General features: G+C 35.3%; 22 protein-coding genes. 5 read left to right on the plus strand and 17 right to left on the minus strand.

Features of this window, described 5'->3' with window-relative positions; genetic code table 11:
• Positions 1 to 19: 19 nt before the first annotated feature.
• The 12 genes from BST93_RS01470 to porW all read right to left on the minus strand — a co-directional run bounded on the left by BST93_RS01470 (position 20) and on the right by porW (position 11,650).
• Positions 20 to 760 (minus strand): SH3 domain-containing protein, encoded by a 741-nt coding sequence (locus tag BST93_RS01470; RefSeq protein WP_105017820.1) that lies wholly within the window; start codon positions 758 to 760, stop codon positions 20 to 22.
• Positions 761 to 769: 9 nt separating this feature from the next.
• Entirely contained in the window at positions 770 to 1,306 is a 537-nt protein-coding gene (locus tag BST93_RS01475) for a hypothetical protein (protein ID WP_105017821.1), read from the minus strand.
• Between the two features lie 39 nt (positions 1,307 to 1,345).
• Positions 1,346 to 2,857, minus strand: a complete 1,512-nt coding sequence (locus BST93_RS01480; protein ID WP_105017822.1) for a T9SS type A sorting domain-containing protein — start codon at positions 2,855 to 2,857, stop codon at positions 1,346 to 1,348.
• An 89-nt stretch (positions 2,858 to 2,946) separates the two neighbouring features.
• Positions 2,947 to 3,822: an ATP synthase F1 subunit gamma gene (gene atpG, locus BST93_RS01485; RefSeq protein WP_042276663.1), complete on the minus strand. Its 876-nt coding sequence runs from the start codon at positions 3,820 to 3,822 to the stop codon at positions 2,947 to 2,949.
• 70 nt (positions 3,823 to 3,892) lie between these two features.
• On the minus strand, positions 3,893 to 5,467 hold the full coding sequence (gene atpA, locus BST93_RS01490; protein WP_042276664.1) for a F0F1 ATP synthase subunit alpha: 1,575 nt from the start codon (positions 5,465 to 5,467) through the stop codon (positions 3,893 to 3,895).
• Between the two features lie 103 nt (positions 5,468 to 5,570).
• On the minus strand, positions 5,571 to 6,104 hold the full coding sequence (atpH, locus tag BST93_RS01495; RefSeq protein ID WP_105017823.1) for an ATP synthase F1 subunit delta: 534 nt from the start codon (positions 6,102 to 6,104) through the stop codon (positions 5,571 to 5,573).
• 5 nt (positions 6,105 to 6,109) lie between these two features.
• The gene (locus BST93_RS01500) at positions 6,110 to 6,607 is read right to left on the minus strand and encodes a F0F1 ATP synthase subunit B (protein WP_042276668.1); all 498 of its coding nucleotides are present in this window, start codon (positions 6,605 to 6,607) and stop codon (positions 6,110 to 6,112) included.
• 93 nt (positions 6,608 to 6,700) lie between these two features.
• Entirely contained in the window at positions 6,701 to 6,898 is a 198-nt protein-coding gene (gene atpE, locus BST93_RS01505; RefSeq protein WP_042276670.1) for an ATP synthase F0 subunit C, read from the minus strand.
• Between the two features lie 17 nt (positions 6,899 to 6,915).
• Positions 6,916 to 8,121, minus strand: a complete 1,206-nt coding sequence (gene atpB / locus BST93_RS01510; RefSeq protein ID WP_060523461.1) for a F0F1 ATP synthase subunit A — start codon at positions 8,119 to 8,121, stop codon at positions 6,916 to 6,918.
• 124 nt (positions 8,122 to 8,245) lie between these two features.
• Positions 8,246 to 8,611 (minus strand): DUF6168 family protein, encoded by a 366-nt coding sequence (locus tag BST93_RS01515; protein WP_105017824.1) that lies wholly within the window; start codon positions 8,609 to 8,611, stop codon positions 8,246 to 8,248.
• Entirely contained in the window at positions 8,611 to 9,015 is a 405-nt protein-coding gene (locus BST93_RS01520) for a bactofilin family protein (protein ID WP_105017825.1), read from the minus strand. The genes BST93_RS01515 and BST93_RS01520 overlap by 1 nt, the downstream gene beginning before the upstream one ends.
• A 16-nt stretch (positions 9,016 to 9,031) precedes the next feature.
• Entirely contained in the window at positions 9,032 to 11,650 is a 2,619-nt protein-coding gene (gene porW / locus BST93_RS01525) for a type IX secretion system periplasmic lipoprotein PorW/SprE (protein WP_105017826.1), read from the minus strand.
• 245 nt (positions 11,651 to 11,895) lie between these two features.
• Here porW and BST93_RS01530 point away from each other — a divergent pair, with 245 nt between their 5' ends.
• Positions 11,896 to 15,375 carry a TraB/GumN family protein gene (locus BST93_RS01530; protein ID WP_105017827.1) on the plus strand — a complete coding sequence of 1,160 codons (3,480 nt, stop codon included), beginning with the start codon at positions 11,896 to 11,898 and terminating at the stop codon, positions 15,373 to 15,375.
• Here BST93_RS01530 and BST93_RS14025 read toward each other — a convergent pair.
• The 3 genes from BST93_RS14025 to BST93_RS01540 form a co-directional block, all read right to left on the minus strand.
• Positions 15,372 to 15,575: a hypothetical protein gene (locus BST93_RS14025; protein WP_146104962.1), complete on the minus strand. Its 204-nt coding sequence runs from the start codon at positions 15,573 to 15,575 to the stop codon at positions 15,372 to 15,374. The two genes, BST93_RS01530 and BST93_RS14025, sit on opposite strands and share 4 nt — an antisense overlap.
• A 29-nt stretch (positions 15,576 to 15,604) precedes the next feature.
• A complete protein-coding gene (locus BST93_RS01535) occupies positions 15,605 to 16,327 on the minus strand; it encodes an ABC transporter ATP-binding protein (protein ID WP_105017828.1) in 723 nt (240 codons plus the stop codon).
• 99 nt (positions 16,328 to 16,426) lie between these two features.
• On the minus strand, positions 16,427 to 17,911 hold the full coding sequence (locus BST93_RS01540) for a DUF5687 family protein (protein WP_105017829.1): 1,485 nt from the start codon (positions 17,909 to 17,911) through the stop codon (positions 16,427 to 16,429).
• Positions 17,912 to 18,076: 165 nt separating this feature from the next.
• On the opposite strand from BST93_RS01540, the gene BST93_RS01545 reads away from it, so the two are divergent.
• Together BST93_RS01545 and BST93_RS01550 are read left to right on the plus strand one after the other, a co-directional pair.
• Positions 18,077 to 18,688, plus strand: coding sequence for a DUF4254 domain-containing protein (locus BST93_RS01545; RefSeq protein ID WP_042276684.1), 612 nt, complete (start codon positions 18,077 to 18,079; stop codon positions 18,686 to 18,688).
• A gap of 2 nt (positions 18,689 to 18,690) precedes the next feature.
• Positions 18,691 to 19,713 carry a glycosyltransferase family 9 protein gene (locus tag BST93_RS01550; RefSeq protein ID WP_105017830.1) on the plus strand — a complete coding sequence of 341 codons (1,023 nt, stop codon included), beginning with the start codon at positions 18,691 to 18,693 and terminating at the stop codon, positions 19,711 to 19,713.
• Positions 19,714 to 19,768: 55 nt separating this feature from the next.
• Here BST93_RS01550 and BST93_RS01555 read toward each other — a convergent pair whose 3' ends face one another.
• Both BST93_RS01555 and BST93_RS01560 read right to left on the minus strand, forming a co-directional pair.
• Positions 19,769 to 20,470, minus strand: coding sequence for a CoA transferase subunit A (locus tag BST93_RS01555; protein WP_105017831.1), 702 nt, complete (start codon positions 20,468 to 20,470; stop codon positions 19,769 to 19,771).
• Positions 20,471 to 20,531: 61 nt separating this feature from the next.
• Positions 20,532 to 21,572 carry a ferredoxin--NADP reductase gene (locus BST93_RS01560; protein ID WP_105017832.1) on the minus strand — a complete coding sequence of 347 codons (1,041 nt, stop codon included), beginning with the start codon at positions 21,570 to 21,572 and terminating at the stop codon, positions 20,532 to 20,534.
• A gap of 171 nt (positions 21,573 to 21,743) precedes the next feature.
• Here BST93_RS01560 and BST93_RS01565 point away from each other — a divergent pair, with 171 nt between their 5' ends.
• Together BST93_RS01565 and rnpA are read left to right on the plus strand one after the other, a co-directional pair.
• A complete protein-coding gene (locus tag BST93_RS01565) occupies positions 21,744 to 23,606 on the plus strand; it encodes a M1 family metallopeptidase (protein WP_105017833.1) in 1,863 nt (620 codons plus the stop codon).
• A 108-nt stretch (positions 23,607 to 23,714) separates the two neighbouring features.
• The gene (gene rnpA / locus BST93_RS01570; RefSeq protein WP_258150460.1) at positions 23,715 to 24,083 is read left to right on the plus strand and encodes a ribonuclease P protein component; all 369 of its coding nucleotides are present in this window, start codon (positions 23,715 to 23,717) and stop codon (positions 24,081 to 24,083) included.
• Positions 24,084 to 24,169 lie beyond the last annotated feature (86 nt).

A 24,169-nucleotide genomic window follows, 5' to 3' on the forward strand; every position in this document is an offset into this window, starting at 1 on the left:
GTATACAAATCCGAAAACTCTATAACCTATTCAAAAGATTTTTATACTTAACTAACTCCTTTTTGGAAATAGAATCTGTTACAGTTAAAGCTGAATAATTAGATAAGCCGAAAAGTATATGATCAACGATTTGCTTTTTATGCTCAACTGCTTGTATACGCATAACCGATTTATACACCATATTTGGATTGTGTATAAAACACATTGCGATGGCATCGCTAGTTAACTCGTTAGCGGAACTTGAGTCTGCAATCATGGTTTGTATAAATAAATGAAGAAGCTCTATGTCTTTAGTGTTCTTAAAGTATTCAGGTATAAATTCTAAAACATAATTATATCTAGAGTCGCTGTAAAAAGCGGTTTTTTGAAATGATTCCTTAATGAGAATTTGGTTTTTTGTTGCTAAAGATTTGTTTGCTTTTTCTCGAAGGTCTTTGTAGTTTTTAAGAGTCTTTTCGATAAGGTCCTTTTGATATTGTTCACTAAGTTCTTCAACTGGTTGTATACGGTTTTTATGAACAAATCCTGATATGTTTTTGTTTTTCCAGGTTTGTACATAAAACCAATTTGTTGTGTCAGTCGCATAGAACTCAAAGAAGTCTCCATTATAAAGTGTGTCTTTTACTTTCGTTTGTAATCCAGCTGATTCTCGGACAAGAGTATAACCATCTACATCTTTGATAATTCCTATATGGCTTTGAGCACTGGTGTTATAAAAAACCGAAAATGCGATCCACAAAATACAGCTGAATATCTTCATTATTACTTGCTAGTTAATTCTATCCAAACCATTCATTAAGTGCTTTTTTATATACGTCACTTGTTTATAAATTCCAACAAATAGTACCAGCAAGAAAAACACATATAATCCAATTAATGCCAATACCAAATAAACAAATGTGTCATCAATTTCGAAATTTACAGCGCAATAAACTAGGAGCAGCAAAAAGAATGTAGAAATGGCATAAAAAGAAACTCTAATTTTTCGAGTTCTGTGGTAAGACACTTGTACAATTGACTTATAGTCATGGACAGGTTCAATTCTACCCAATGCAAACACATAATCTCCTATGGAATTCTCTTTAAAAACAGATGATTTTGGCCTCAACGTAAATTCCCTACCATAATAGCCGTGAATAAAACCCGTAAAGGGTTGATGAGTGGTAAACATCTTCTTAAAACTTTCATTTTGTGAACACAAGGAATTAATGTGGTCGCTTATCGTTTTATCTGATAGATCAAAACTACTTTTCCTATTTATAGGAGAACCAGTAAATAATAGTAAAAAGAGTTCTTTGAACAACATTTATCGCAGTTAATTAATATCATTCTATTTTATAAGAACTTATTCTATTATAATTTTTTTAGATTTAGTTCCAGTATTCAAAACGGCTTGTAGAATGTAAACTCCGGTTGACAAATTTGTAGTTGTAATTCTAGGATCAAATGATTCGTAAACAAGTTTTCCTGACATTTCAAACAATCGTAACTCTTTAAACGTAGTATCATTGTCAAATGTAAGATATAATTCATCTCCATCATTATCTACTATCACATCAAAGCTCGTAGTGTTTTCGGCTGAACTTTTAAATTTGAAAACTCTAGCATAGCCATAATCCCTAGGATTTGAAATTGAATTGCGAGATGGCGATCCAATCGCTACAGTCAAGCCATCTGAAGATAAGCTTGTACTCCACCCGTTATTATCATTAGGGAATTTACCGTAAATATTATTTCCTACTTGAACCCAATTATCATTCTCCAAACGATATAGCTTTACTAGTCCTGCAAGAAAAGCAAAATCTTGATTCCCAGCTTCTCCTATTACCAAAAAATTTCCATTATCAGATAAGTTTACACTACCACCGTTTCCAGATTCAGAATGGCTTCCATTAATGCTTTGACCAACTTGTATCCATTCACTCATGTTTTTCCTAAAAACCCTAGTTTGACCCGTGCTTTCTCCGTCAACAGTAGCGGTTCGTGCTCCTACTGCCAATATATTACCGTCTGAAGACAATGAAACACTTGTTCCAAAGTAGTCTCCTGGATAGTTCCCTTTAATTTCTTCGCCATAAGGAACCCAAATATTGTTTAAGTAGTGAAATACCCTAACATGTCCAGATGCGCTTCCAGACGCATCATTTAATTCGCTGCCTATAGCGATGATATTTCCATCTGAGGATAAACTTAGACTTACACCTGACTGATCAAATGCTTGTGATCCAACAATTCTTTCACCCATATTCCTCCAAACATTAGATTCAATTTTATAAACAGTCACATGCCCAGAACTAGTGCCATTATAATTACTATATGGGGCTCCAATCGCAACGATAGTTCCGTCATCATTAAGTTCTAGTGACCAACCACTTAAAAACCCTCTATTTTCACCGTAAATAGTATTTCCATACTGAACCCAACTATTTTGAATATATTTAAAAACCCTTACGGCTCCAGCATTAAAAATAAACTGACGGAGGCCATGGCTACTTATTGCTAAGGTAGTACCATCTGAAGAAAGAGAAAGATTAGTACCGCTTAATTCGTTTGGAAACTCACCGTAAATAGTCTGCCCCATTTGAATCCAATTTCCAGATTTGTTTTCAAAAATTCTTACCATTCCAGAGACATCTCCATTATCACTATTTCCAGGAGATCCAACAGCAATAATCTTTCCATTAGAAGATAAACTAACAGCATTTCCACAAGATTCACTATAACTCAGTCCAACGATATCCTCACCTACTTGTATTTGTGCAAAACTAAGTTTAAAGGTGAAAAACAAACATAGGCTGAACGTAAGCAACAATCTTTTAAATCCCATAGGCATAAAGATAAGGTTTCTTAAACTCATGCACGTATTTGGACTATTTAAGCCTTAATAAAATGAAACCGCTCCCAAATTGGGAGCGGTCTTAAGTTGTATTATGAAAGAAAAACTTACTAGTTATTCAATGCCTCTGCACCACCAACGATTTCAAGAATCTCATTAGTAATAGCCGCTTGTCTAGCTTTGTTATAAGTTAATTTCAACTGATCTCTAAGTTCAGTAGCGTTATCTGTAGCTTTGTGCATTGCAGTCATACGCGCACCATGCTCACTTGCCCATGAATCACGTACTGCTTTATAAAGCTGTGTTTTTAGTGATTTAGGTATAAGTTCCTCAATGATTTCTTCTTTAGAAGGCTCAAAGATGTAATCCATCTCTTTTTGAGCAGCGATAGCTTCTTCGTCTTTGGCTACTGGTGCAAGTGGTAAGAAATCTTCAGTTCTTACTATTTGTGTTGCCGCATTTTTAAAGCTGTTATAAACTAGGATGATTTTATCAAAGTCTCCGTTCTTGAACAACTCCATCAATTCTTCTGCAATTGCAGCGACATTTTCAAAAGAAATGTTGTCAAACAAATCACTTTTGTTTGATTGAACTGTGTCGTTCTTACTAACAAAGTCGTTTGCTTTCTTACCTATCGTCATGTATGAAACTGCCACACCATTAAGCTCTTCTTTATTCAAACGCACCAATTCTTTGATAATGTTTGAATTAAAAGCACCAGCCAGACCACGATTAGAAGTAATAGCTACTACTAAAGCCTTTTCAACTGGTCGTTGAATAGAATAAGCACTCGCAGAATCACCTTCTAGCGTAGCGCTTAAATTTTGTAGCATTTCAGTAAGTTTATCAGAATAAGGACGCATTGCTGTAATGGCATCTTGGGCCTTTTTAAGCTTTGCTGCACTCACCATCTTCATTGCACTAGTAATTTGCATGGTTGAAGATACCGAGGATATTCTGTTTCTTATTTCTTTTAGGTTTGCCATAGTTTATTAAGAAAAGAGATAAGGAGAAAAGAAACAAGAGAGATTCTCTTGTTTCTTTTTCTTTATTCTATTAGTAACGTGCTGAAAGATCTTTTGCTACTGCTGTTAATACGTCAATAGCTTCATCAGTTAATTTTCCAGCCTTAAGAGTATCTAGAGTATCTCTATGCTTTGCATTAAGTAATTCTAAATAATCTCTTTCAAATTCTTTTACTTTCTCTACAGGTACATTTCTTAACAAGTTCTTTGAACCAGCATAGATAATTGCAACCTGATCTTCTACCGTGTAAGGTGAGTTTTGAGCTTGCTTTAAGATCTCTACGTTACGTCTACCCTTTTCAATTACGTTAAGTGTAGCAGCATCAAGATCAGAACCAAACTTAGCAAATGCTTCTAGTTCACGGAACTGTGCTTGGTCAAGCTTAAGAGTACCCGACACTTTTTTCATAGACTTAATTTGTGCACTACCACCTACACGAGATACCGAAATACCTACGTTAATTGCTGGACGCACACCAGAGTTAAATAAATCTGATTCTAAGAAAATCTGACCGTCAGTAATCGAAATTACGTTTGTAGGAATATAAGCAGAAACGTCACCAGCCTGAGTTTCAATAATAGGAAGTGCAGTAAGAGAACCACCACCTTTTACGATAGGCTTAAGACTTTCTGGTAAGTCATTCATATTTTTTGCGATATCATCATCTGCAATAACTTTTGCAGCACGCTCTAATAATCTAGAGTGTAGGTAGAAAACGTCTCCTGGATACGCCTCACGTCCTGGTGGACGACGTAATAAAAGAGATACCTCACGATATGCAACAGCTTGTTTAGATAAATCATCATATACAATAAGAGCAGGACGACCTGTATCACGGAAGTACTCACCTATTGCTGCACCAGCAAATGGAGCATATACCTGCATTGGAGCAGGATCAGAAGCATTTGCAGCAACGATGGTAGTATAAGCTAGGGCACCAGCATCTTCTAGTACCTTAGCAATGTTAGCTACTGTAGAAGCCTTTTGACCAACAGCTACATAAATACAATATACTGGCTCACCAGCATCGTAAAACTCCTTTTGGTTAAGGATTGTATCAATACATACTGTTGATTTACCAGTCTGACGGTCACCAATTACAAGCTCACGCTGTCCACGACCTACAGGAATCATGGCATCAATTGACTTAATACCTGTTTGCATTGGTTCGTTTACAGGTTGACGATAGATAACCCCAGGAGCTTTACGCTCAAGTGGCATTTCATAAAGGTCTCCTTCAATAGCTCCTTTACCATCTATAGGCTCACCTAGTGTGTTTACCACACGACCTACAATACCTTCACCTACTTTGATAGATGCAATACGTTGTGTTCTTTTTACCGTATCACCTTCTTTGATTTCCTGTGATGGGCCTAAAAGTACCACACCTACGTTATCCTCTTCAAGGTTTAATACGATTCCTTCCATTCCTGTTTCAAAAGAAACAAGTTCTCCATATTGAGCGTTTGAAAGACCATAAACACGTGCGATACCGTCACCTACAGTAAGAACAGTTCCCACTTCATCAAGAGATGCAGTTGCATCAAATCCTGATAATTGTTGCTTAAGTATTGCAGATACTTCTGCTGGATTTACTTCTGCCATGTTATTGTTTTTATTCTATGTTTAAACCTTGCGGTTTTTACTTTTCTATTAAGTTGTAGTAAGTACGCTTTTGCGAAAGCAAACTAACCACAGATATTATTATTTATTGAGCAAACTCTCTTTTTAACGCACTGAATTTGTTTGTAACACTAGCGTTAATTTCCTTATCACCTACTCTTAAAATGAAACCACCTAGTATAGATGAATCTATTTTTTTCTCTAAAGTTACCTCTTTACCAGCAAGTTCGGTTGCCTTAGCAAGTATTTTTGCTTCTAAGTCTGCTGTAATTTCTACGGCAGTCGTGACTGTAGCAATCTCGCGCTTGTTCATCTCTTCAAATAAGAAGATGTAACGTGTAGCAACATCGGCAAGGATATCAGCTCTTTTATTGTCCACTAATAGATCAAATGACCCCATAGTTATCGCTCCCGAATCCTTAAAAACTTGACGTAATGCATTACGTTTTTGCTCCATCTTAATTAAAGGACTAGATAGAAACTGGCTGAGCTCCTTATTGTTTGCTAGCGTGGCTAGTATGGTTTTCATGTCATCATTCACAGCAGCCGCCTCGTTCTTCTCAACCGCGAGATTAAGAATAGCTTTAGCGTATCGTGATGCAGCTCTTGATAATTTCATAATTCCTAGATATTAGCTTCAGTAAGCATTTTATCAATTAAAGCTAGTTGCGCATCTTTTTCAGATAATTCTTTACGAGTTACCTTTTCGGCGATATCAACAGAAAGTTCAGCTACTTGTGTTTTAATATCAGCAAGTGCAGCTTTCTTTTCAGCTTCAATAGTTTCTTGTGCTTGTGCGATAATTTTATCAGCTTTTTCTTGAGCTTCAGTGCTTGCCTCGGCAATCATTTTTTCTTTGATCTCACGAGCTTCTTTAAGCATAGTATCTCTTTGAGCACGAGCCTCGGCAGCAGCAGCTTCATTTGAAGCCTCAAGCTTTTTCATTTCAAGCTTTGCGTTTTCTGCAGCAGCAAGTGCCTCACTGATTCCTTGCTCACGATCATCTAATGAATTGATGATAGGTTTCCATGCAAATTTCCCTAATAATACTACTAATATGATAAGGATTATCGCCTGCATGATAAACAAGCCTGGAGAAAAGTCGTTTAAAAGAGTTTCCATTTATAGTTATTCTAAAATTTGAGTTTAATTCTAATTTTAAAACACATCCTGTAACCAACCGTTACAGGAATGTGTTTTAGTTTTTTTAAGGAATTAGCTTCCTAAGATTAACGCACCAAATGCAAGTCCTTCTAGAAGTGCACCGATGATGATCATCGCAGTTTGGATTTTACCAGCAGCCTCAGGTTGACGAGCGATAGCTTCCATCGCTTTTCCACCGATTTGACCTAAACCGATACCACCACCGATTACGATTAATCCTGCTCCAATTAAATTTAGAGTTCCAGTCATTGTTATTAAATTAAAAATTAAACAAAACGTTCTCTGGTTTCCTCAACCTCACCTTGAGTTAAGATCTCATCCTCATGTTCTTCATCATGATGATGATCGTGTTCTTCAACGGCCATACCGATGAATAACGAACTTAACATTGTAAAAATGAAGGCCTGTAAGAAAGCCACTAATAATTCTATTACCATAATGAATAACGCTAGAACTAATGAAAGTCCTGTCGAACCTACTGGTCCAAAACTTTCCTTCAAGGTTATCATAAGGGCTATAAGACTCATCACCACAAAGTGACCAGCTGTAATATTTGCAAACAAACGCACTAAAAGTGAGAACGGCTTAATAAGCACGTATCCTACTAATTCTATAACGGCAAGAATCGGTCTAAGTATAACTGGAACACCTGGCATCCATAAAGTGTGACCCCAAAATTCTTTTGTACCACTAAATAGGTAAATAATTGCAGTGAATATTGCAAGACATGCTGTAACTGCAATTTGACCTGTTACATTAAATCCTATAGGAGTAAGTCCTAATAAATTCAAAATCCAGATGAAGAAAAATACCGTTAATAAATAAGGCATAAATCTTCTATACTTTTTCTCTCCTATGTTAGGACGAGCGATTTCATCACGCACATAGATTACTAGAGGCTCTAGTACTCTACCAAATCCAGTTGGGATGTTTTTCTTTTTATACTGCTTAGCTAGTCCACCAAACAATAAAAGTAATATCAAACCAGTAACTAAAATTCCGAATACAGATTTTGTGATTGAAAAGTCAAGTACCTTGTGTGCATTAGTTGGGTGATGCTCTTCATCAAAAGCTACAGTAGTAGCTCCATTATCTAACTCATAGATTTTACTATGAAGTTTAGTTAAGGTAACTCCATCTTTTTGAACAAGCACCTTACCATCATCATCATGATGAAATTCAGAAGACATGAAAGTTCTTAAACCTTCACTAGTCCAAACAATTACAGGAAGTGGAAATCCTACATGCTTGCGTTCACCAGCATCGTTTGTATACGAAAACAGGTGAAAATCGTGAGCATCCTTCAAGTGATGCTTAATGTAAGCGTTAATTTCTTCTTTAGAATTTACTCTACCGCCATCGGCCTCAGTAGTATGGTTGTCGTGACCATGATCTTCTTGAGCATTAACTGTTCCTGAAAAGACAGTAAAAAGTAAAGCAAAAAAAGCTGTTTTAATATAAGCTCTGTACATGTATTACACCTTAAATAGTTAGGTTCTCAAATTCGGGTGCAAATGTACGACAAAAAACATTTGAAATAACCTTAAAAACTAGGCTATTATTTTATTAATTTTTTAAACCGGTTGTAAACGGTAATTATTTATCATTAAGCCACTTAATTACAATGGCAGATTCAATCATGAGATAAATGAAGTAAGGAACAAGTAAGTGTAACTTATCAACACGAGATAATGACTCATTTTCTGCTAGCAATTCTGGGAATATTAAAAGTGCTGCTCCTATCTTTACCATTAATATAGCAATGAATACGAATCCTAGTTTTTCACTAGCAATCGTGTGCACGTAGTTTAAGGCAGCAACTGTAAAATATCCTGCTATACCTAAAAACAAATAGATTTTTACTAAACTGATCTCTCCTGCTGGGATAAGAAAAAAGTGCGCAGCATACAGTAAAAGGGTAATTACTGTTAATGCTGCAAGGGACTTTACATAAAAATTCATCAGGCAGTTTTACCTTTTTTACTTGAGTCATTAATGTTTTTAACACCAGATTGCATGCTACAAGTAGCGTTGAACTCTGCGCCTGGTTCTACAGCTAGTTTACCTGTTGTCACTTCACCATCGATACGAGCAGTTGCTTTGAGCGTTAAAAGATTATCCACTACTAATTTTCCTTTAATGGTTCCCTCAACGTCGGCATTTTGACAACGCATGGAGCCGTCTATTTTACCTTCTTTCCCTATTACTACTTTGGCTGTAGTTTCCAATGAACCTATAATTGTACCATCTATTCTAAAGCCACCTGTGCTTTTAATATCTCCTTCAATAACAGTTCCTTGTCCTATTCGGTTTTGAGATTTTCCTGACTCCATAGTTCCTTTACCTGATTTTTTATCGCTAAACATTTTCTTTAAGGGTTATTTACTTCATTTCGGCGGTGTACTTATCCAATGATTTATACACTTGAATGATTTTATAGTTTTCTGTTGCTATTGCAATATAAGGTCTTGAAATATTATAACCATTTTCTGGTTTCTGTAGTAATTCACCCAATCCTTTGGCTCCTAATTTAGTATTGAAACCGTGAATTACTAACAGTTTTTCGTTTTCATTGTACACGTCGGTTGAGTAGGTGAATGAGTATTCCGCTTTCGCGAAAGCGTCATCAAGAGCAGCAGTCAGGTTATCAATTGCAGATTGCTCACTTTTATTAAACCTATAAACCAGTTTAAAATCTGTAAGCCCATCTTCTGGAAGGTAAACTTCTGGTATTTTGAGAGATTCTGCTTTTTTTACTAAATCCTGTGCGCTTTTACCTATCTCACTGTTTGGATAATTAAGTGCTACATAATCTATTCCTCGCTTATAAGCTTGAAAACCGTATAATCTACCTGATGCAAATGCTTTAAGTAGTTCTAATCTAGGTACTATATCATCTCCATTGAATATTTTGACATATTCTGGAACAAAAGCTATTACTTGATCGTACTGCTCAGCCTCATACATTTTATACAGTCTATTATAAACTGCAAGCGGTGTTTCACTATTATCTAATTTTGATTCTGGATTACGCAATAACTCGGCATATCTAGAATCTGGATACTCAGAGATTATTTTGTTTTTATAGAGACTGGCCTTTTGTGCATTTGGTGTTTTACTGTCTTCCTTATAAATAAGGTATAGGTTGTAAAGGGCAGGTAATTCTAGTTTTTCTACTGGTTCAAAATCCAGAAGTCTAGTGAATCGATCAATAGCCAGATCGTTTCTTTTAAATTTCTCTTTATAGATTACACCTAACTGATAGTAGGCAAAGTCTCTAGAGTCGGCAATGCTGTCTAACACAAATCTGCCTTTTGGTAGTTGTTCAATATAAAAGGAGGTTGTAAACTCTGGTCGTAATTCCTCTTCTTCATTTACAATTTCATCTTCTATCTCACCATCCAGGGTAGACTTTTTGTTTTTACGTCGCCAGTTATCCTCTAATTTGCGTTTACCCCATTTTGATCTAAAATCTTGTTTACCACGAGCAACAGTTTGCGTGTTGTAAAAGTAGAAAGATGAGTTACCTAAAGAAGGTCCTGTAGGTCCTGGTGGCGTTGCTCCACCAAAGGTTGGTCCTATATTACCTCTTCTAGAAGTTTTGTTATTTTGAATTTTGGAAAAGGCCGTTTGCTGTTGTGCTTCTTTTGCTGCGGCAACTTCGGCAGCTCGAGCTTCTCTTTCTTCTTGAGCTTTTAAACTGTCAATATATACTTGATAATATTGTTCTTGTTCTTGAGGAGACATTGCTAGTACTTTAAAAATACTATCGGCACTACTACGCCATCCTTCATAAACTATAACGCCTTCTAAATTGTCTCGCTTTTTACGTACCAATCTATGTTCTGGCGTGCGTTCCTTATATTGCGCAACTGCGCTATCATAGTATTTCCCAGCATTGACATATTCTGCCTGATCAAAACTAATTTTTGCAAGTGCACTGTAATTATTACCTCTTAGATATTTATCAGTACCACCTTTGGCTCTTAGCGATTTATTAAAGTATTCTTTAGCAAGATTTAAACTGTCCTTGTCATGAAAGTAAATAGCCTTACGAGAATAAATAGCATCTAACCACGGTCTATTTTCTCTGTTTTCCTCAAGATCGGTGATGGTTTCAATAAGCTCGGTATCACTATCAACGGCTGGATCGTACAGTTTTATTTTTTCTATAAAAGCATTTATATAATAACGTCTAGGTATTTTACGATGCCATTCAATAAGTTGATCGTAATGTGCAAAAGCACTGTCGCGTTGACCCGATTTTGCAAATAATTGCCCTGCAATAAAATTATACCTTGCTTGTGTCTCTCTATTTTTAGTTTGTTGAGCTGCTTTATTCATGTAGACTAACGCGCTATCAACTTCTTCTAAGTTTAAAAAAGCTTGTGCAAAAATGGCATTTGCCAGTGCTAGATCTTCTTGTTCAAACTTTTCTTCGTCCTGAGAAAGTAATTTTCTCAAGTTCTTAATTGCGATTTCATTATTATCTAATCGCATATTTGTTTTTTCTCGCCAGATTTTTGCTCTATTGAGCTCATCACTTTCTGGCATGAACTGTAAAATGTAATTAAATGCTTCAAGGGCAGGAACAAATCGCTGGTCATAATAGCGAGCTTTTCCTAAAAGCATGTATGCCTCATCGATTTGAGGATTATATTCTACCTCATTGATAAGCATGCTGTGTTTTTGTACAGCTTTAACCGCTTTTTCTTCAGCTCGTTCAAAATTGGGATCTAGCGCTCGCTGTCCTGGTAAAAAAACCTCGTCCTTAACGGACATTCTTTCAACTGGTAGAACTTCCCAATAGTTGTCTTTATAATTTTGCTCTAGTTGATCCAGTCCTGCTTGTAAAGCAAGGTCGCCGTTATACAATACATTGTATTCTGTTCCTACGGCATGTAGGTTGCGACTTATAAAGGAGTTTTTCTTACGACTACATCCTACAAGTCCTAAAACGACTACAAGTATTAATAAAAACTGTGATAAATATTTATTCAAAAGAGCTCTTTTTAAGTCTACCTTACATAACTACAAAGCCTTATAGTTATTGTAATAAGTCGGTAAAAATAAGAAAACTGTAGACGTCTATCCTAATCTAAAGAATCAACCAGTAAGTATTCTTTACGGTTATAATACTATTAGTACTAGTTTGTCCAACTCACTCAATCATATTGGTCATTAACTAAATACCTTTTTTATTTCATCCTTTTGTACCTATTTTTAAACGATAATTAAATGATTGCATGAAAAACTATTTATGGATAGGTGCTTGTTTGTGGTGCCTACTAATGACTGCTCAACAAGAAGAGAACAGCTTGTTATGGAAAATTACCGGTAATGGTCTAGAAAAACCATCCTACTTATACGGAACCATGCACGTGAGCAAAAAGGTGGCTTTTAGACTGGACGATGTTTTTTATAAAGCTCTAAATGAAAGTGATGCTATTGCCCTAGAATCAGATCCAACCTTCTGGATGGGTGAGTATTATGAAGAGGAAAAAAATGATCCTAAGAATCTTACTCGTGGTGGATATGATGATGATTTTTATGAAGGCATGTTTAAACTAGGTCATCCCGAACCTCAACTAGTAAGATACAGTTTAAGATTAGGTGACGAGGCTTTAAACGGTTTTCTTTATAGGAAATCAAATGGCGGCGATAATTTTGAAGAGGAAACCTACCTGGATTTATTTATTTATCAAGCTGGTAAAAAGAATAATAAGCCCATTATAAGTCTTGAGGATTTTAAAGAATCTCAATATTTAACTACCGTAGCAGGAAATAGCGAGCCAAAAAAAGAGGTCGATAAATGGTTACAAGAACGTTTAGAAAATAAAAATCGATATACCTTAATGGAAGATGTTTATCGCGATAGAAACATCTCATTACTAGACAGCATAGGGCAAGCAACCGATACCGAATACTATAGGGAATATATGCTTTACAAGCGTAATCAAAATATGGTTGATGAACTTATAAAATCCATGGGTGACAAAAGCATTTTTGCAGGTGTAGGAGCAGCACATCTACCTGGGGAAAAAGGTATGATTCACTTACTTGAAAAGGTAGGTTATACGGTCGTACCCTATACGAGTGAACAAACTGAATACGCAAGTGCACAAAAAGAATTACTGGACGATACGTTTGTGGCTCCTACGCTTTCGCGAAAGCGTACCGATGACGACTTTATTTCCATTGAAAGTTTTGATGAATTAAGAGGTTTTTCTGCTAGTAATCAAACTTTTATAATGGTGCCAGAAATGACAAATGGTGCTTATTTAATGATGTATCGTATAAATACATTCCCTTATTTACCAATTACTCCAGAGGAAACAGAAGAAATCAATCTGGATTATATAGAGAATTTTCTGTACGAGGATATTCCAGGTGAAATTGTAAGTAAGGAAACAATAACCCGTCCCTATCCTGGTTTTGATATCTTGAATAAAACCAAAAAAGGTGATTATCAACGATACCGTATTTATGAAACACCATTGGAACTACTGATTATAAAATTAGGTGGTAAACAAGGCTATGTTAAACAATATGGCGATTCGATTTTTAATACGTTAGAAATTAAACAGGTAACTACTGGAATGGAAGAGTTTAATTCTCCTAATAAAGGTTTTAAAGTAATGTTTCCTAAGTACCGCACTGCTACAAACGTTTCCTTAGCTGGTAAAAAATTACTGCAGGGTAAGAGTGATGGTATTACTTATTTTCTACAGGAAACTGTTGTTAATAGTACTAACTATATTGAAGACGATAAATTTGAAGCACAGTTCATTGTCGAGGAATTTGCACAAAATCAGAAACTTCAATTAAAAGACGGTTATTTATCAAAAAACCCTTACCAATCATACACTGCCCTAGCACAAGACACAATTAATAACACTGCTATGTACTTGCATAGTGTTATGCGTAATAATAAATACTATCTTCTAGGAGCAACTACAACTGATAAAAAAACTGCTGATGCGTATTTCAATTCGCTTGAATTCAATACTCCTAAGTATGAAAAGTTTGAAACCGTTGTTGACACCGCATTGTATTTCACTGTAAAAAGTCCAGTGGACGCACCTTATAGAAAAAGCAATTCTTATGACAGACCAAAGGCACATGAAAGTCTAGAAAAATCTACCACTTACTATACTCCTGCAAACGAGTTTATCAGAGTAAAAATGGAAAAATTTCATGATCTTCAAATGTATAAGGATGCACAAGAAATGTGGGAAGATTATAACAATGACCTAGCTGATAATTATAGTTTTGAGGAGTTAGGTGCTACTCTTAAAGATAGTATAACTTCACAAAATAATGACTTATACACCTATTCTAGGACTTATACAGATAGTTCAAGTGCCAAGATTTTAAAGTTCAAGAATATATATTACAAAGGGCGTATTTATGAAATAAAGACAGTGTATGATACTATCCAAGAACCTTCTGAATTTATATCTAATTTCTTTGAAACTTTTGCTCCAAAAGATACTTTACTAGGTAAAGATGTGTTTGTGGATAAGGTTGATATTTTCTTTAATGCAGTTAAAAATAGAGATACACTAGCTTTTATTTCAAACGAATTACTACGATTTAATAAGAAACACATTGACCAACTCATTGAATGGATACCAACCGTAAAAGCCGATGAGAAGAATTTCAAAAGTGAACGTAATGATGCTATAAAACAATTAATGGCGTTACAAGAAGAAGATGATAGAGTGTTACCATTTATTGAATATTTGTATGAACTCTCTTATGATCAACCTGATGTACAAAGCCTTATCCTGAACGAACTCATGCGAACTGATACTCGCAAAGGTCAAAAAATATTATTGGGCCTTTTAGAAAAAGATCTACCATTGAGTACCAGTTATCAGGACAACTTTTTAAGAAGGAATGATCGCAACCTTGTTCTAAGAAAAGAACTATTCCCTGAACTGTTTAAATACGCATCTATCTCAGAATATAAGGAGCCTGTTTATGAATTGCTAGCTAAACTGAAAGATAGCGGCCTTATGAAAGTAAAGCAGTATAAGCGATATAGAGATCAAATAATCACCGACGGGAAGATTGATATTAAACGTAATTTAAGTGCTAGTAGTTCCTATGGTTCTACCAGTAATCTTCTTCCCTATGCAAAACTTATATTTCCATTTAGAGAGGAGCGCAATGCTAAGATTTTCTTTGAGAAATTAATAAAAAGTAAAAACGATAAGGTTTTGTCTTATTATTACCTAGAGCTGCTCAAAAACAATGAATCAATACCAGCTGAACTGGATGAATACAAAAATACCGATGCCGACTTTGAAGCAGTAATCATAAGAAAAGGAGCACGATATGGAGTAAAACCTTATAACAACCTAAATGATCAAGAAATAGCAAGAGCTACTTTATTAGGTCGAATTAACATTGAAAAGAAAAAGGATTCCATGTTCTTCCTTAAAAAGGAAATTATTAAAACTGATCTTGATGAGGAAGTAAGTGTGTACTTTTTCAAGTTGATAAAAGAGAACACCTACAAAGACAAGGAGTATGTCATGTACGCGGCCTACTTGCCTGAAAAAGATCGTGAGTATAAAACAGAAACCTATGATGAATCCTCAAGTAATGGTATTTCTATAACACCTACTCGAGATGAAGAGGATATTATTAAAAAGGTTACTAAAAAATTAAAGCACCTTACACGTGGTCGTGTACCTAGAATAGGTGGTAGGTATTAAAACCACCACACATCTTTTTTAAAAATCCATTTTAAACCGTAGCGCTTTCCACTTTGGTATTGCGCTACGTGTGGTTTTGGTGCCACCACTACTGCTACAATTATGGGTAACATCGTAGTAAAAACAGATGTCTTATTAGTAATTGCCTTGGTTATAAAAAAAGTTCCCATAAATAAAACAAGAAAACTAATTGAATACACTAAATACGTTTTAATCTTAGGGCTCATAATTATTCTTCTTCTTGATAATTTTCAGATATTCCTTTAAAATATGACTCTAATTCGTGGAATGTACCAGCCGTTTTTACAATGTCCTTTACCACCTTACCTTTTTCAAGTAAAACGACACGTTGTGCTACCTCAGTAACGTGTATTAAATCATGACTAGACACTAGCACAGTGACCTCAGGATCGTTGGCTAGATCCTTGATGATATTCTTTAAACGTATTTGAGTACTTGGATCAAGATTTGCAAACGGTTCATCTAGAATGATAACTTTAGGGTTGCCTATAAGAGAAGCAACAATCCCTACTTTTTTCTGGTTTCCTTTAGAAAGATCTCTTAAATATTTTTTCTGGCCGATAGCTTCGCCATTAAAAAAGTCCATGTATTTGGCCATCACAGCATCTACATCGGCTTTATTTAATCCTCGTAGCTCACCTATAAAATAAAAGTACTCTTCGGGAGTAAGATATCCTATAAGAAAACTCTCATCAACAAAAGCGCTTGTAAAAGGTTTCCACTCTTCACTCTTATCCACGCGTACGCCATTTGATTCAATGTGTCCGCTATTTGCCTGGATCAAGTCTAGTAATAATGAAAATAATGTCGTTTTTCCTGCACCATTGTTTCCAACCAGTCCTATTGCTTGACCTTGTGGAATTTCTAAGTGTTCTATATCCAGAACTGAAACTCCATTATATTGTTTTGAAAGATTTTGAATACTTATCATGATGTGTAAATATTATTGGTTTTTTAGGGTTTCGCTTTCGCGAAAGCGGACTATTTAAATCTCACTCCTACCCTACTTTTAATTGTATTATTATTGAAGTTAGTTTTTTTGCGCATAGGCAGCAATAGTGTCGTACTTTTCTTCCTTATATAGACCTTCAATTATCTCAAAAATTTTATTTCTAAATAGCAATCCTAGTATACCTGTCACTGCAATAGCGATAAATCCAGCAGATTCACTTATCGTAAGTCCAAATGCATAATAAATTACTATAGGTAGAATAAGTTTTGGGATAAGCATGAGTAAAGTCTTTGCATTGAAAGCCTTGCTATCTCCAAATGCTTTTTTGTTTGAGGTTAAATCAATAGGTGTTTTAACATAGGCGCCACCCCATAAAACTACAGAAGAATTAAAGCCTATATTATAGATAGCTCCACAAACCATGGCTAACCACCAGTCCAGTCCAAAGTATAAATAGAACGTACATATTAAGAAACTTACAGCGGTACATATTACCATAAGCCACCATTTGCTTAATAGAAACTCTCTGTATGGAATATTTTGAGACATCATTAATTTGTAATAGCTACTGTCCCATGAAGGTACTAATCCACCAAAGCTGAATAGGAATCCACCGGTACAAAATAATCCTGCAAAAATTTTCATACCGTTTATTTGCTCATAGATATCATTCATAAAGAAGAATCCATAGAACACAAACAGAAAGCCCATGATAAAGGTTGTTCTTGCACGTTTGTTACGTTTTATAAGTTTAATGTCGTTTTTTAAATAGGTTGATATTTTACCGAATCTATCGAGAAAGCTTAGATCTTCTGTCTTGGCTTCTTTTACCTTTGATTTTAGTCCAGCATCTAAATAAAGTTGTCCTTTAAAATATTTATAGGCGTACCAGCCAAAAAATACTGCTGATCCTATTGGTAATACAAATGACCAGGCATTGTTGTAAAAGAACTCAAAAACAGGTTGAGTATAGATAGTGATGTCAAATATGCCGTAGTATTGAGTAATGGCAAAAACTCCCATTATGGCTGCAACTGGATAAAAAACAACGTCTTTATTATTGATGAAAATGTTTAAGAAATTGAGCGAAAGTGTTATTCCTAACATCGCTAAATGCCAGCTAATTACTCCAGCTACGTCATAACCCTTAACAAGTAATACGATACTAAATGGAATAAAAAACATGGCCGGTAGTAAAGTAAAGAACGAAAAAACAGTTTTACCTAAGGCATATTTTACAATCTTTCCCTTTGTAAATGGTAAATAAAGTAAAGGTTTAATATTAGCCACTGGCATCTTTTGCATAGCATATCTAAAAACTAAATCTACTACGAACCAAAAAATCAAAAACTTGTTTATTACTTCAAAAGGATTTCCGGCATTGATTTTACCATCCTCAATGAATTCTTCTAGGATAAAGTAACTACCAGCTCCTAATCCTATAAATTCAAGTAAAATGATAAAGGCAAAGAATCCTAATATTATCTTGATTGCTAGATTTTGTTTAAAGGCGGCGCTTCTTAAAAAACTCTTCCATTCTAAACTCAAAAAGTACTTAAGCATAAGATTTTATATTGTGGTTGATGTATATGTAGACCTTGATAAAAATTTGTTACAGTATAAAGATATGGTCTAATCCCGATAATCTGGATATTGATGGCTACTCATTACTCTTGTAGCTTATAAAAGCAGCTTGTTATGAATTATATTTGCATTAAAATTAAGTACATGTTTTCAGATAAGGCAAATAAGTTATTTCAAGAAGTTATAGAGAAGTATCACGTGATAAATACTGTGGATCAATCTTTTGAAAACCCATATGATCGTAATTCACACCTTATTGAACATTTACTATATCGCAAATGCTGGATAGATACTGTCCAATGGCATTATGAAGATATCATACGCGACCCTAATATTGAACCTGTTGCTGCTCTAACTCTTAAAAGACAAATTGATGCCAGTAACCAGGATCGTACCGATATGGTTGAGTATATTGACAGTTATTTCCTTGAAAAATACAAGGAGGTTGTACCACACAATAATGCGACTATTAACACAGAAAGTCCTGCATGGGCTATAGATAGACTTTCTATTTTGGCTCTTAAAATATTTCATATGCATGAAGAGGCTACTAGAGAAGAAGCTTCACAAGATCATCGTAATGCTTGCCAAAAAAAATTAGATGTTCTTCTTGAACAACGTATTGATTTGTCAACTGCTCTTGATCAACTTTTGTCTGATATTGCTTCTGGTGATAAGTATATGAAAGTGTACAAGCAAATGAAGATGTACAATGACGACGAGCTTAATCCTGTACTGCGCGCGGCAAATAAATAAAAATGCCTAATTCACCTAAAAACATCTTAGTAACGCGCCTAAGTGCGATGGGTGATGTTGCTATGATGGTTCCAGTACTTATTGGATTTAAAAAGAAATATCCAGAAGTAAAGGTAACCGTATTATCGCGCAAGCGATTCAAGGATATTATAGAACAAGTCCCAGACGTTCAATTTATTGAGGCACAAGTTCAAGAGAAACATAGTGGCGCTCTAGGAATTTATAAGTTGTCACAAGAATTGCAACACTATTCGTTTGATGCTATTGCCGACTTTCATAACGTATTACGTACTAAAGCATTAAGATTATTTCTCACAGGAAAAAAAGCTGTGATAGACAAGGGTAGACTAGAGAAAAAACGTTTAATTAATGACCCTAACTTTTTTAAGCCATTAATCACTACTCACGAGCGCTACACGCAAGTTTTAAGAAATTTAGGTTTTGAAATTAACTTGCATGGTGATGAATTTCTTACATCCTTACCTCTATCAACACGCCTACAAGATTTTTTACCTACTAACACTTATAAATGGATAGGATTTGCCCCATTTGCAGCACATCCTTCTAAAGGGTTAAGTGTAGAAAGAATAGATGAATATTTAAAAGAGTTAAGTGGTCTGGAAAATGTTAATGTTTTTTTATTTGGTGGTGGTAAAAAGGAAGTAATAGTTTTAGATAAGCTAGCAGACTCCTATAACAACGTCATCAATCTTGCCGGTAAATTCTCTTTTAAGGAAGAACTAGCGATCATTTCAAAATTGGATCACATGATAGCCATGGACAGTGGTAATGGACACCTTGCAGCAATGTATGGTGTTGATACGATCACTGTTTGGGGATGCACACATCCCTACGCAGGGTTTGCACCATTTGGACAACCTATAAAAAACCAAGTGACGGTTAATAGAGATCGTTTTCCTTTGATTCCTACTTCCGTTTATGGTAATAAATGGCCTGACGGTTATGAAAATGCTATCAACACCATCCCTATCAAAAAAGTCATTCAATTAATAGTCAATAAATAAAGAAGGAGCACTTTGTAAAATGCTCCTTCTTTATATTCTTTATACTATCAAGTTTTTACTCTCTAGGTCTAGTAGTACGCTGCTCTATACGTTTCTCATATTTATCTCCTTGGAAAATACGCTTAACAAAAATGCCTGGTATATGAATTTCATTGGGATCCAATTGTCCTGCAGGCACAAGTTCTTCCACCTCAGCAACAGTAATAGTTGCAGCACCACACATACAAGGATTAAAATTACGAGCAGTTCCTTTAAAAATTAGATTACCAGCTTCATCTCCTTTCCAAGCTTTTACAAATGCAAAGTCTGCCTTAAAGGCATGCTCTAGGATATGTGGTTTCCCATTAAATTCTCTTACTTCCTTTCCTTCTGCTACTTCAGTACCATATCCAGCTGGAGTATAAAACGCTGGAATTCCTGCTTGTGCAGCCCTACAACGCTCAGCAAGTGTTCCTTGAGGAATTAAATCAACCTCTAATTCGCCACTTAACATTTGTCTTTCAAACTCGTCATTTTCACCTACATAGGAAGAGATCATTTTTTTTACCTGCTTACCTTGTAAAAGTAATCCTAAACCAAAATCATCTACACCAGCATTATTAGAGATACAAGTAAGGTCCTTTACTTCTAGCTTTACTAATTGAGCGATACTGTTTTCTGGAATTCCAGACAGGCCAAAACCACCTACCATCAGCGTCATACCACTTTTAACTCCTTCGAGAGCTTTCTCTACATTAGCAACTGTTCTATTGATCATAATGTGTTTTTATTATCGGTATGAAAATACAATAATTATAAGACAATGAAAGCTGGTAGGGCTATACCTCATCAAAATTTACAACTACTTTTGAACTAGTTGGATAAGCTTGACAGGATAAGTATAATCCATCGCTTACTTCTTGATCAGTAAGTATAGCATTCTTAGCCATTTGGGCAGTTCCTTCTTCAATTAAACAAATACAAGAACTGCATATTCCACCTTGGCAAGAATATGGTGCATCTATATCGTTTTTGAGAATTACATCTAGTAAATTTTGATCTCTAGTCATGGTAAAGGAATGCTCTTCATCATCTAGAATAACTTTTACCTCTGTTAAATGTGAATCTTCAGTGATTTCAATATCGTTCTCTTGAGTTGTAAACAGTTCAAACAAAATGTTTTCTTTGTCCAAATACCCTTTTTCCTTTAGATTGTCGCTGGCCATTTTAATCATATCCTCTGGTCCACATAAGTACGCTTTCGCGAAAGCGAGATCTTTACAATCATTTTTCAAAAAGTAATTCAAATTTCCTTTTGAAATACGACCAAAAAGAGCTTCATCTCGTTCTTCACGTGAGAAAGAATACTTCAAAATGAATCTATCGCCGTATTGATCTTTCAAATCGTTAAGTTGCTCAAAATAAATAGTTTGAGATAGAGATTGATTACCGTATAACAAGGCAAACTTGCTATCTAATTCTTGTGAAAGAACGGTTTTAATCATTGAAATTATAGGTGTGATTCCACTACCGGCAGCAATGGCAAGGTAGGTGTTACCGTTGTCAATGTTATGAACAAAAAGACCTTGTGGCGCAGCTACTTCAAGAGTATCACCTGCTTTTAAGCTTAATGCATAGTTAGAAAACAAACCATTAGGAACAGCTTTAACCACAACACTTATTGAGTCCTCAAATGGAGCACTAGATAAGGAGTAAGCTCTACGTACATCCTGATCGTTTATCTTAGATTTTAACGTAAGATATTGTCCAGATTCATATTCAAATTCCGATTTTAAATTATCTGGAATCTGAAATACAATCTCCACAGCTTGTGGAGTTACTCTAGTTACTTGTTTTATAGTGAGTTTATGAAAAACCATGTTGTAATTTTAAAAATGTAAAAATAAGAACTGTCGCTTGCTTAATTACCAATTGCATTCAAATAGTCGCAGTAGGTCATAATTCTTATCTTAGCATCATAAAAACAGAGGTTATAAGAAAAAATCGATTGATTTGAACTTGTAATCACTAGGAATTAACCATAATTACACATGAAAAAAATTGCATTATTATTACTCGCAGCATTTATAGTGAGCTGTGGATCAACCTCATCAACTAGTTCGGTGGTATCATCAAGTGATGAAACTACTTACTGGCAACAACATGTTGATTATACCATGGATGTTGATATGGACGTGGACCGATATCAGTATACAGGAAAACAAACTTTGGTGTACACCAACAATTCGCCAGAAACGCTAGACCGTGTTTATTATCATTTATTTTTTAATGCTTTTCAACCAGGTAGTGATATGGATGTAAGGTCACGCAGTATCGAAGATCCTGATAGAAGAGTTGGATCTCGTATTGCTGGACTGGATCAAAATGAGATAGGTTATCTGTACGTGGATAATATGACGCAGGATGGGACTGCGTTAAATCCACAACGTGAAGGAACAATACTGGTAGTACCACTAGCTAAACCTCTTGCTCCAGGAGCTTCTACAACTCTTAAATTAGATTTTGATGGGCAAGTTCCTGTTCAAATACGTCGTAGTGGTCGCAATAATGCTGAAGGTGTGGCGCTTTCAATGACACAGTGGTATCCTAAAATGGCCGAATTTGACAAAACCGGTTGGAACACTAGTCCTTACATAGGTCGTGAATTTCATGGTGTATGGGGAGATTTTGACGTTAAATTAACAATGGATCGTACTTATACAGTTGGTGGAACAGGTTATTTACAAAACCCTAAGGAGATAGGCCATGGATATGACAAAGCAAATTCTGGTCCCGGAAAAGGAAAGGACGGCAAATTAACGTGGCATTTTGTGGCTCCACAGGTTCATGATTTTGCATGGGGTGCAGATCCTGATTTTGTTCATGATATTTACAAAGGAGCAAATGGTGTAGATCTTCATTTCTTCTATAAGAATAAAGCATCTATCAAGGATAATTGGAAGAAGTTACAACCAGTAACAAATGAATTTTTGAAATTTTTCAATAAAAATATCGGTGAATATCCATACAAGCAATACTCTGTAATCCAAGGTGGTGACGGAGGAATGGAGTACGCAATGTGTACCCTAATTACAGGTGAGAGAAAATTCAACAGTCTTGCAGGAGTTACTGCTCATGAGTTTGCACACTCATGGTTTAATCACATACTAGCTACAGACGAATCTAAACACGAATGGATGGATGAAGGATTTACTACCTATATATCAAATCTAGCAGAAGCGTATGTGAGCGGTGGTGACATGTCAAAAGCAAATCAAAGCTCTTACCGCGGTTATATTTACCTGGCAACGTCTGGTAAGGAAGAACCACAAACTACTCATGCCGATCATTATCATACTAACCTAGCCTATGGTGTAAGCGCTTATAATAAAGGAGCTACTTTCCTAGCTCAATTAGGATACATAGTAGGTAACGATGTACGTGATCAAATCATTAAAGAATATTACAACACTTGGAAATTCAAACACCCAGACCCTAATGACTTTAAAAGAGTAGCAGAGCGTGTAAGCGGTTTTGATCTTGAATGGTACTTGCGCGATTGGACCATGACGACTAAGACAATTGACTATGCAGTTAACGATATGAATAGCTTAGATGGTGTAAATGTAATCGAGCTAGAACGTAAGGGTCAAATGGGCATGCCGTTGGATATAGAAGTGACAATGACAGATGGAACGAAGAAAATGTTTTACATACCATTACAAGAAATGAGAGGTGAAAAGGAAATTCCTTCTAATTGGACAAAACTGGCTGATTGGTCGTGGGCAAATCCTACTTATAATCTAATATTGGATGGGATCAATATGAACGATGTTAAATCTGTAACTATAGATCCATTAAACCAAATGGCTGATATCGATAAAGAAAATAATAGTTGGAGTCTAGAGATGTAATCGAGCTTTAATTATTATTAAAACGCCATTTCATGTAACTATGAAATGGCGTTTTTTTATTTATAGAACCTAGATATACCTAAATTTGCTCCCAAGAATAATTATCTGATGATTAGATTTACCTTTTCAAAAAATCAAAAATTAAAAAGTCGCAAACTTATTGAGCAACTTTTTAAAGATGGTAAATCAATTAAATCAGGTCCATTACGTCTGGTTTATCTTCCCGTAGAGAAAGAAACTCAAATAGGTGTAAGTGTCTCAAAAAGATACTTTAAAAGGGCTGTTGACCGCAATAGATTAAAACGATTATTGCGTGAGGCGTATAGACTATCACAACATGATTTTCCATTTGATAAACAGCCTATCGCAGGTATGTTCATCTACCATTCTAATCGTATGCCAGAATACACCTTTTTAGAAAATCAAATGAAAAAACTAATCAAGAAGTACCATCTTTTAAATACAAATTCTAAATAAAAATAAGAAGGACTTCTAATTACAAACTGTGGAATGCTATTTGATTTATCGTGGTTAATTGTAATTAACCTATCTTTATGCGTTAC

This window comes from Nonlabens tegetincola (genome assembly GCF_002954355.1).
GTDB classification, from domain to species: Bacteria; Bacteroidota; Bacteroidia; order Flavobacteriales; family Flavobacteriaceae; genus Nonlabens; species Nonlabens tegetincola.

Coding starts and splice junctions, on each gene's coding strand:
- BST93_RS01470 (WP_105017820.1), bottom strand. CDS start 760: ATGAAGATATTCAGCTGTATTTTGTGGATCGCATTTTCGGTTTTTTAT.
- BST93_RS01535 (WP_105017828.1), bottom strand. CDS start 16,327: ATGATAAGTATTCAAAATCTTTCAAAACAATATAATGGAGTTTCAGTT.
- BST93_RS01530 (WP_105017827.1), top strand. CDS start 11,896: ATGAAAAACTATTTATGGATAGGTGCTTGTTTGTGGTGCCTACTAATG.
- atpH (WP_105017823.1), bottom strand. CDS start 6,104: ATGAAATTATCAAGAGCTGCATCACGATACGCTAAAGCTATTCTTAAT.
- BST93_RS01475 (WP_105017821.1), bottom strand. CDS start 1,306: ATGTTGTTCAAAGAACTCTTTTTACTATTATTTACTGGTTCTCCTATA.
- BST93_RS01565 (WP_105017833.1), top strand. CDS start 21,744: ATGAAAAAAATTGCATTATTATTACTCGCAGCATTTATAGTGAGCTGT.
- BST93_RS01520 (WP_105017825.1), bottom strand. CDS start 9,015: ATGTTTAGCGATAAAAAATCAGGTAAAGGAACTATGGAGTCAGGAAAA.
- rnpA (WP_258150460.1), top strand. CDS start 23,715: ATGATTAGATTTACCTTTTCAAAAAATCAAAAATTAAAAAGTCGCAAA.
- BST93_RS01515 (WP_105017824.1), bottom strand. CDS start 8,611: ATGAATTTTTATGTAAAGTCCCTTGCAGCATTAACAGTAATTACCCTT.
- BST93_RS01550 (WP_105017830.1), top strand. CDS start 18,691: ATGCCTAATTCACCTAAAAACATCTTAGTAACGCGCCTAAGTGCGATG.
- BST93_RS01545 (WP_042276684.1), top strand. CDS start 18,077: ATGTTTTCAGATAAGGCAAATAAGTTATTTCAAGAAGTTATAGAGAAG.
- atpA (WP_042276664.1), bottom strand. CDS start 5,467: ATGGCAGAAGTAAATCCAGCAGAAGTATCTGCAATACTTAAGCAACAA.
- BST93_RS01540 (WP_105017829.1), bottom strand. CDS start 17,911: ATGCTTAAGTACTTTTTGAGTTTAGAATGGAAGAGTTTTTTAAGAAGC.
- atpG (WP_042276663.1), bottom strand. CDS start 3,822: ATGGCAAACCTAAAAGAAATAAGAAACAGAATATCCTCGGTATCTTCA.
- BST93_RS01480 (WP_105017822.1), bottom strand. CDS start 2,857: ATGAGTTTAAGAAACCTTATCTTTATGCCTATGGGATTTAAAAGATTG.
- atpE (WP_042276670.1), bottom strand. CDS start 6,898: ATGACTGGAACTCTAAATTTAATTGGAGCAGGATTAATCGTAATCGGT.
- atpB (WP_060523461.1), bottom strand. CDS start 8,121: ATGTACAGAGCTTATATTAAAACAGCTTTTTTTGCTTTACTTTTTACT.
- BST93_RS01560 (WP_105017832.1), bottom strand. CDS start 21,572: ATGGTTTTTCATAAACTCACTATAAAACAAGTAACTAGAGTAACTCCA.
- BST93_RS01500 (WP_042276668.1), bottom strand. CDS start 6,607: ATGGAAACTCTTTTAAACGACTTTTCTCCAGGCTTGTTTATCATGCAG.
- BST93_RS01555 (WP_105017831.1), bottom strand. CDS start 20,470: ATGATCAATAGAACAGTTGCTAATGTAGAGAAAGCTCTCGAAGGAGTT.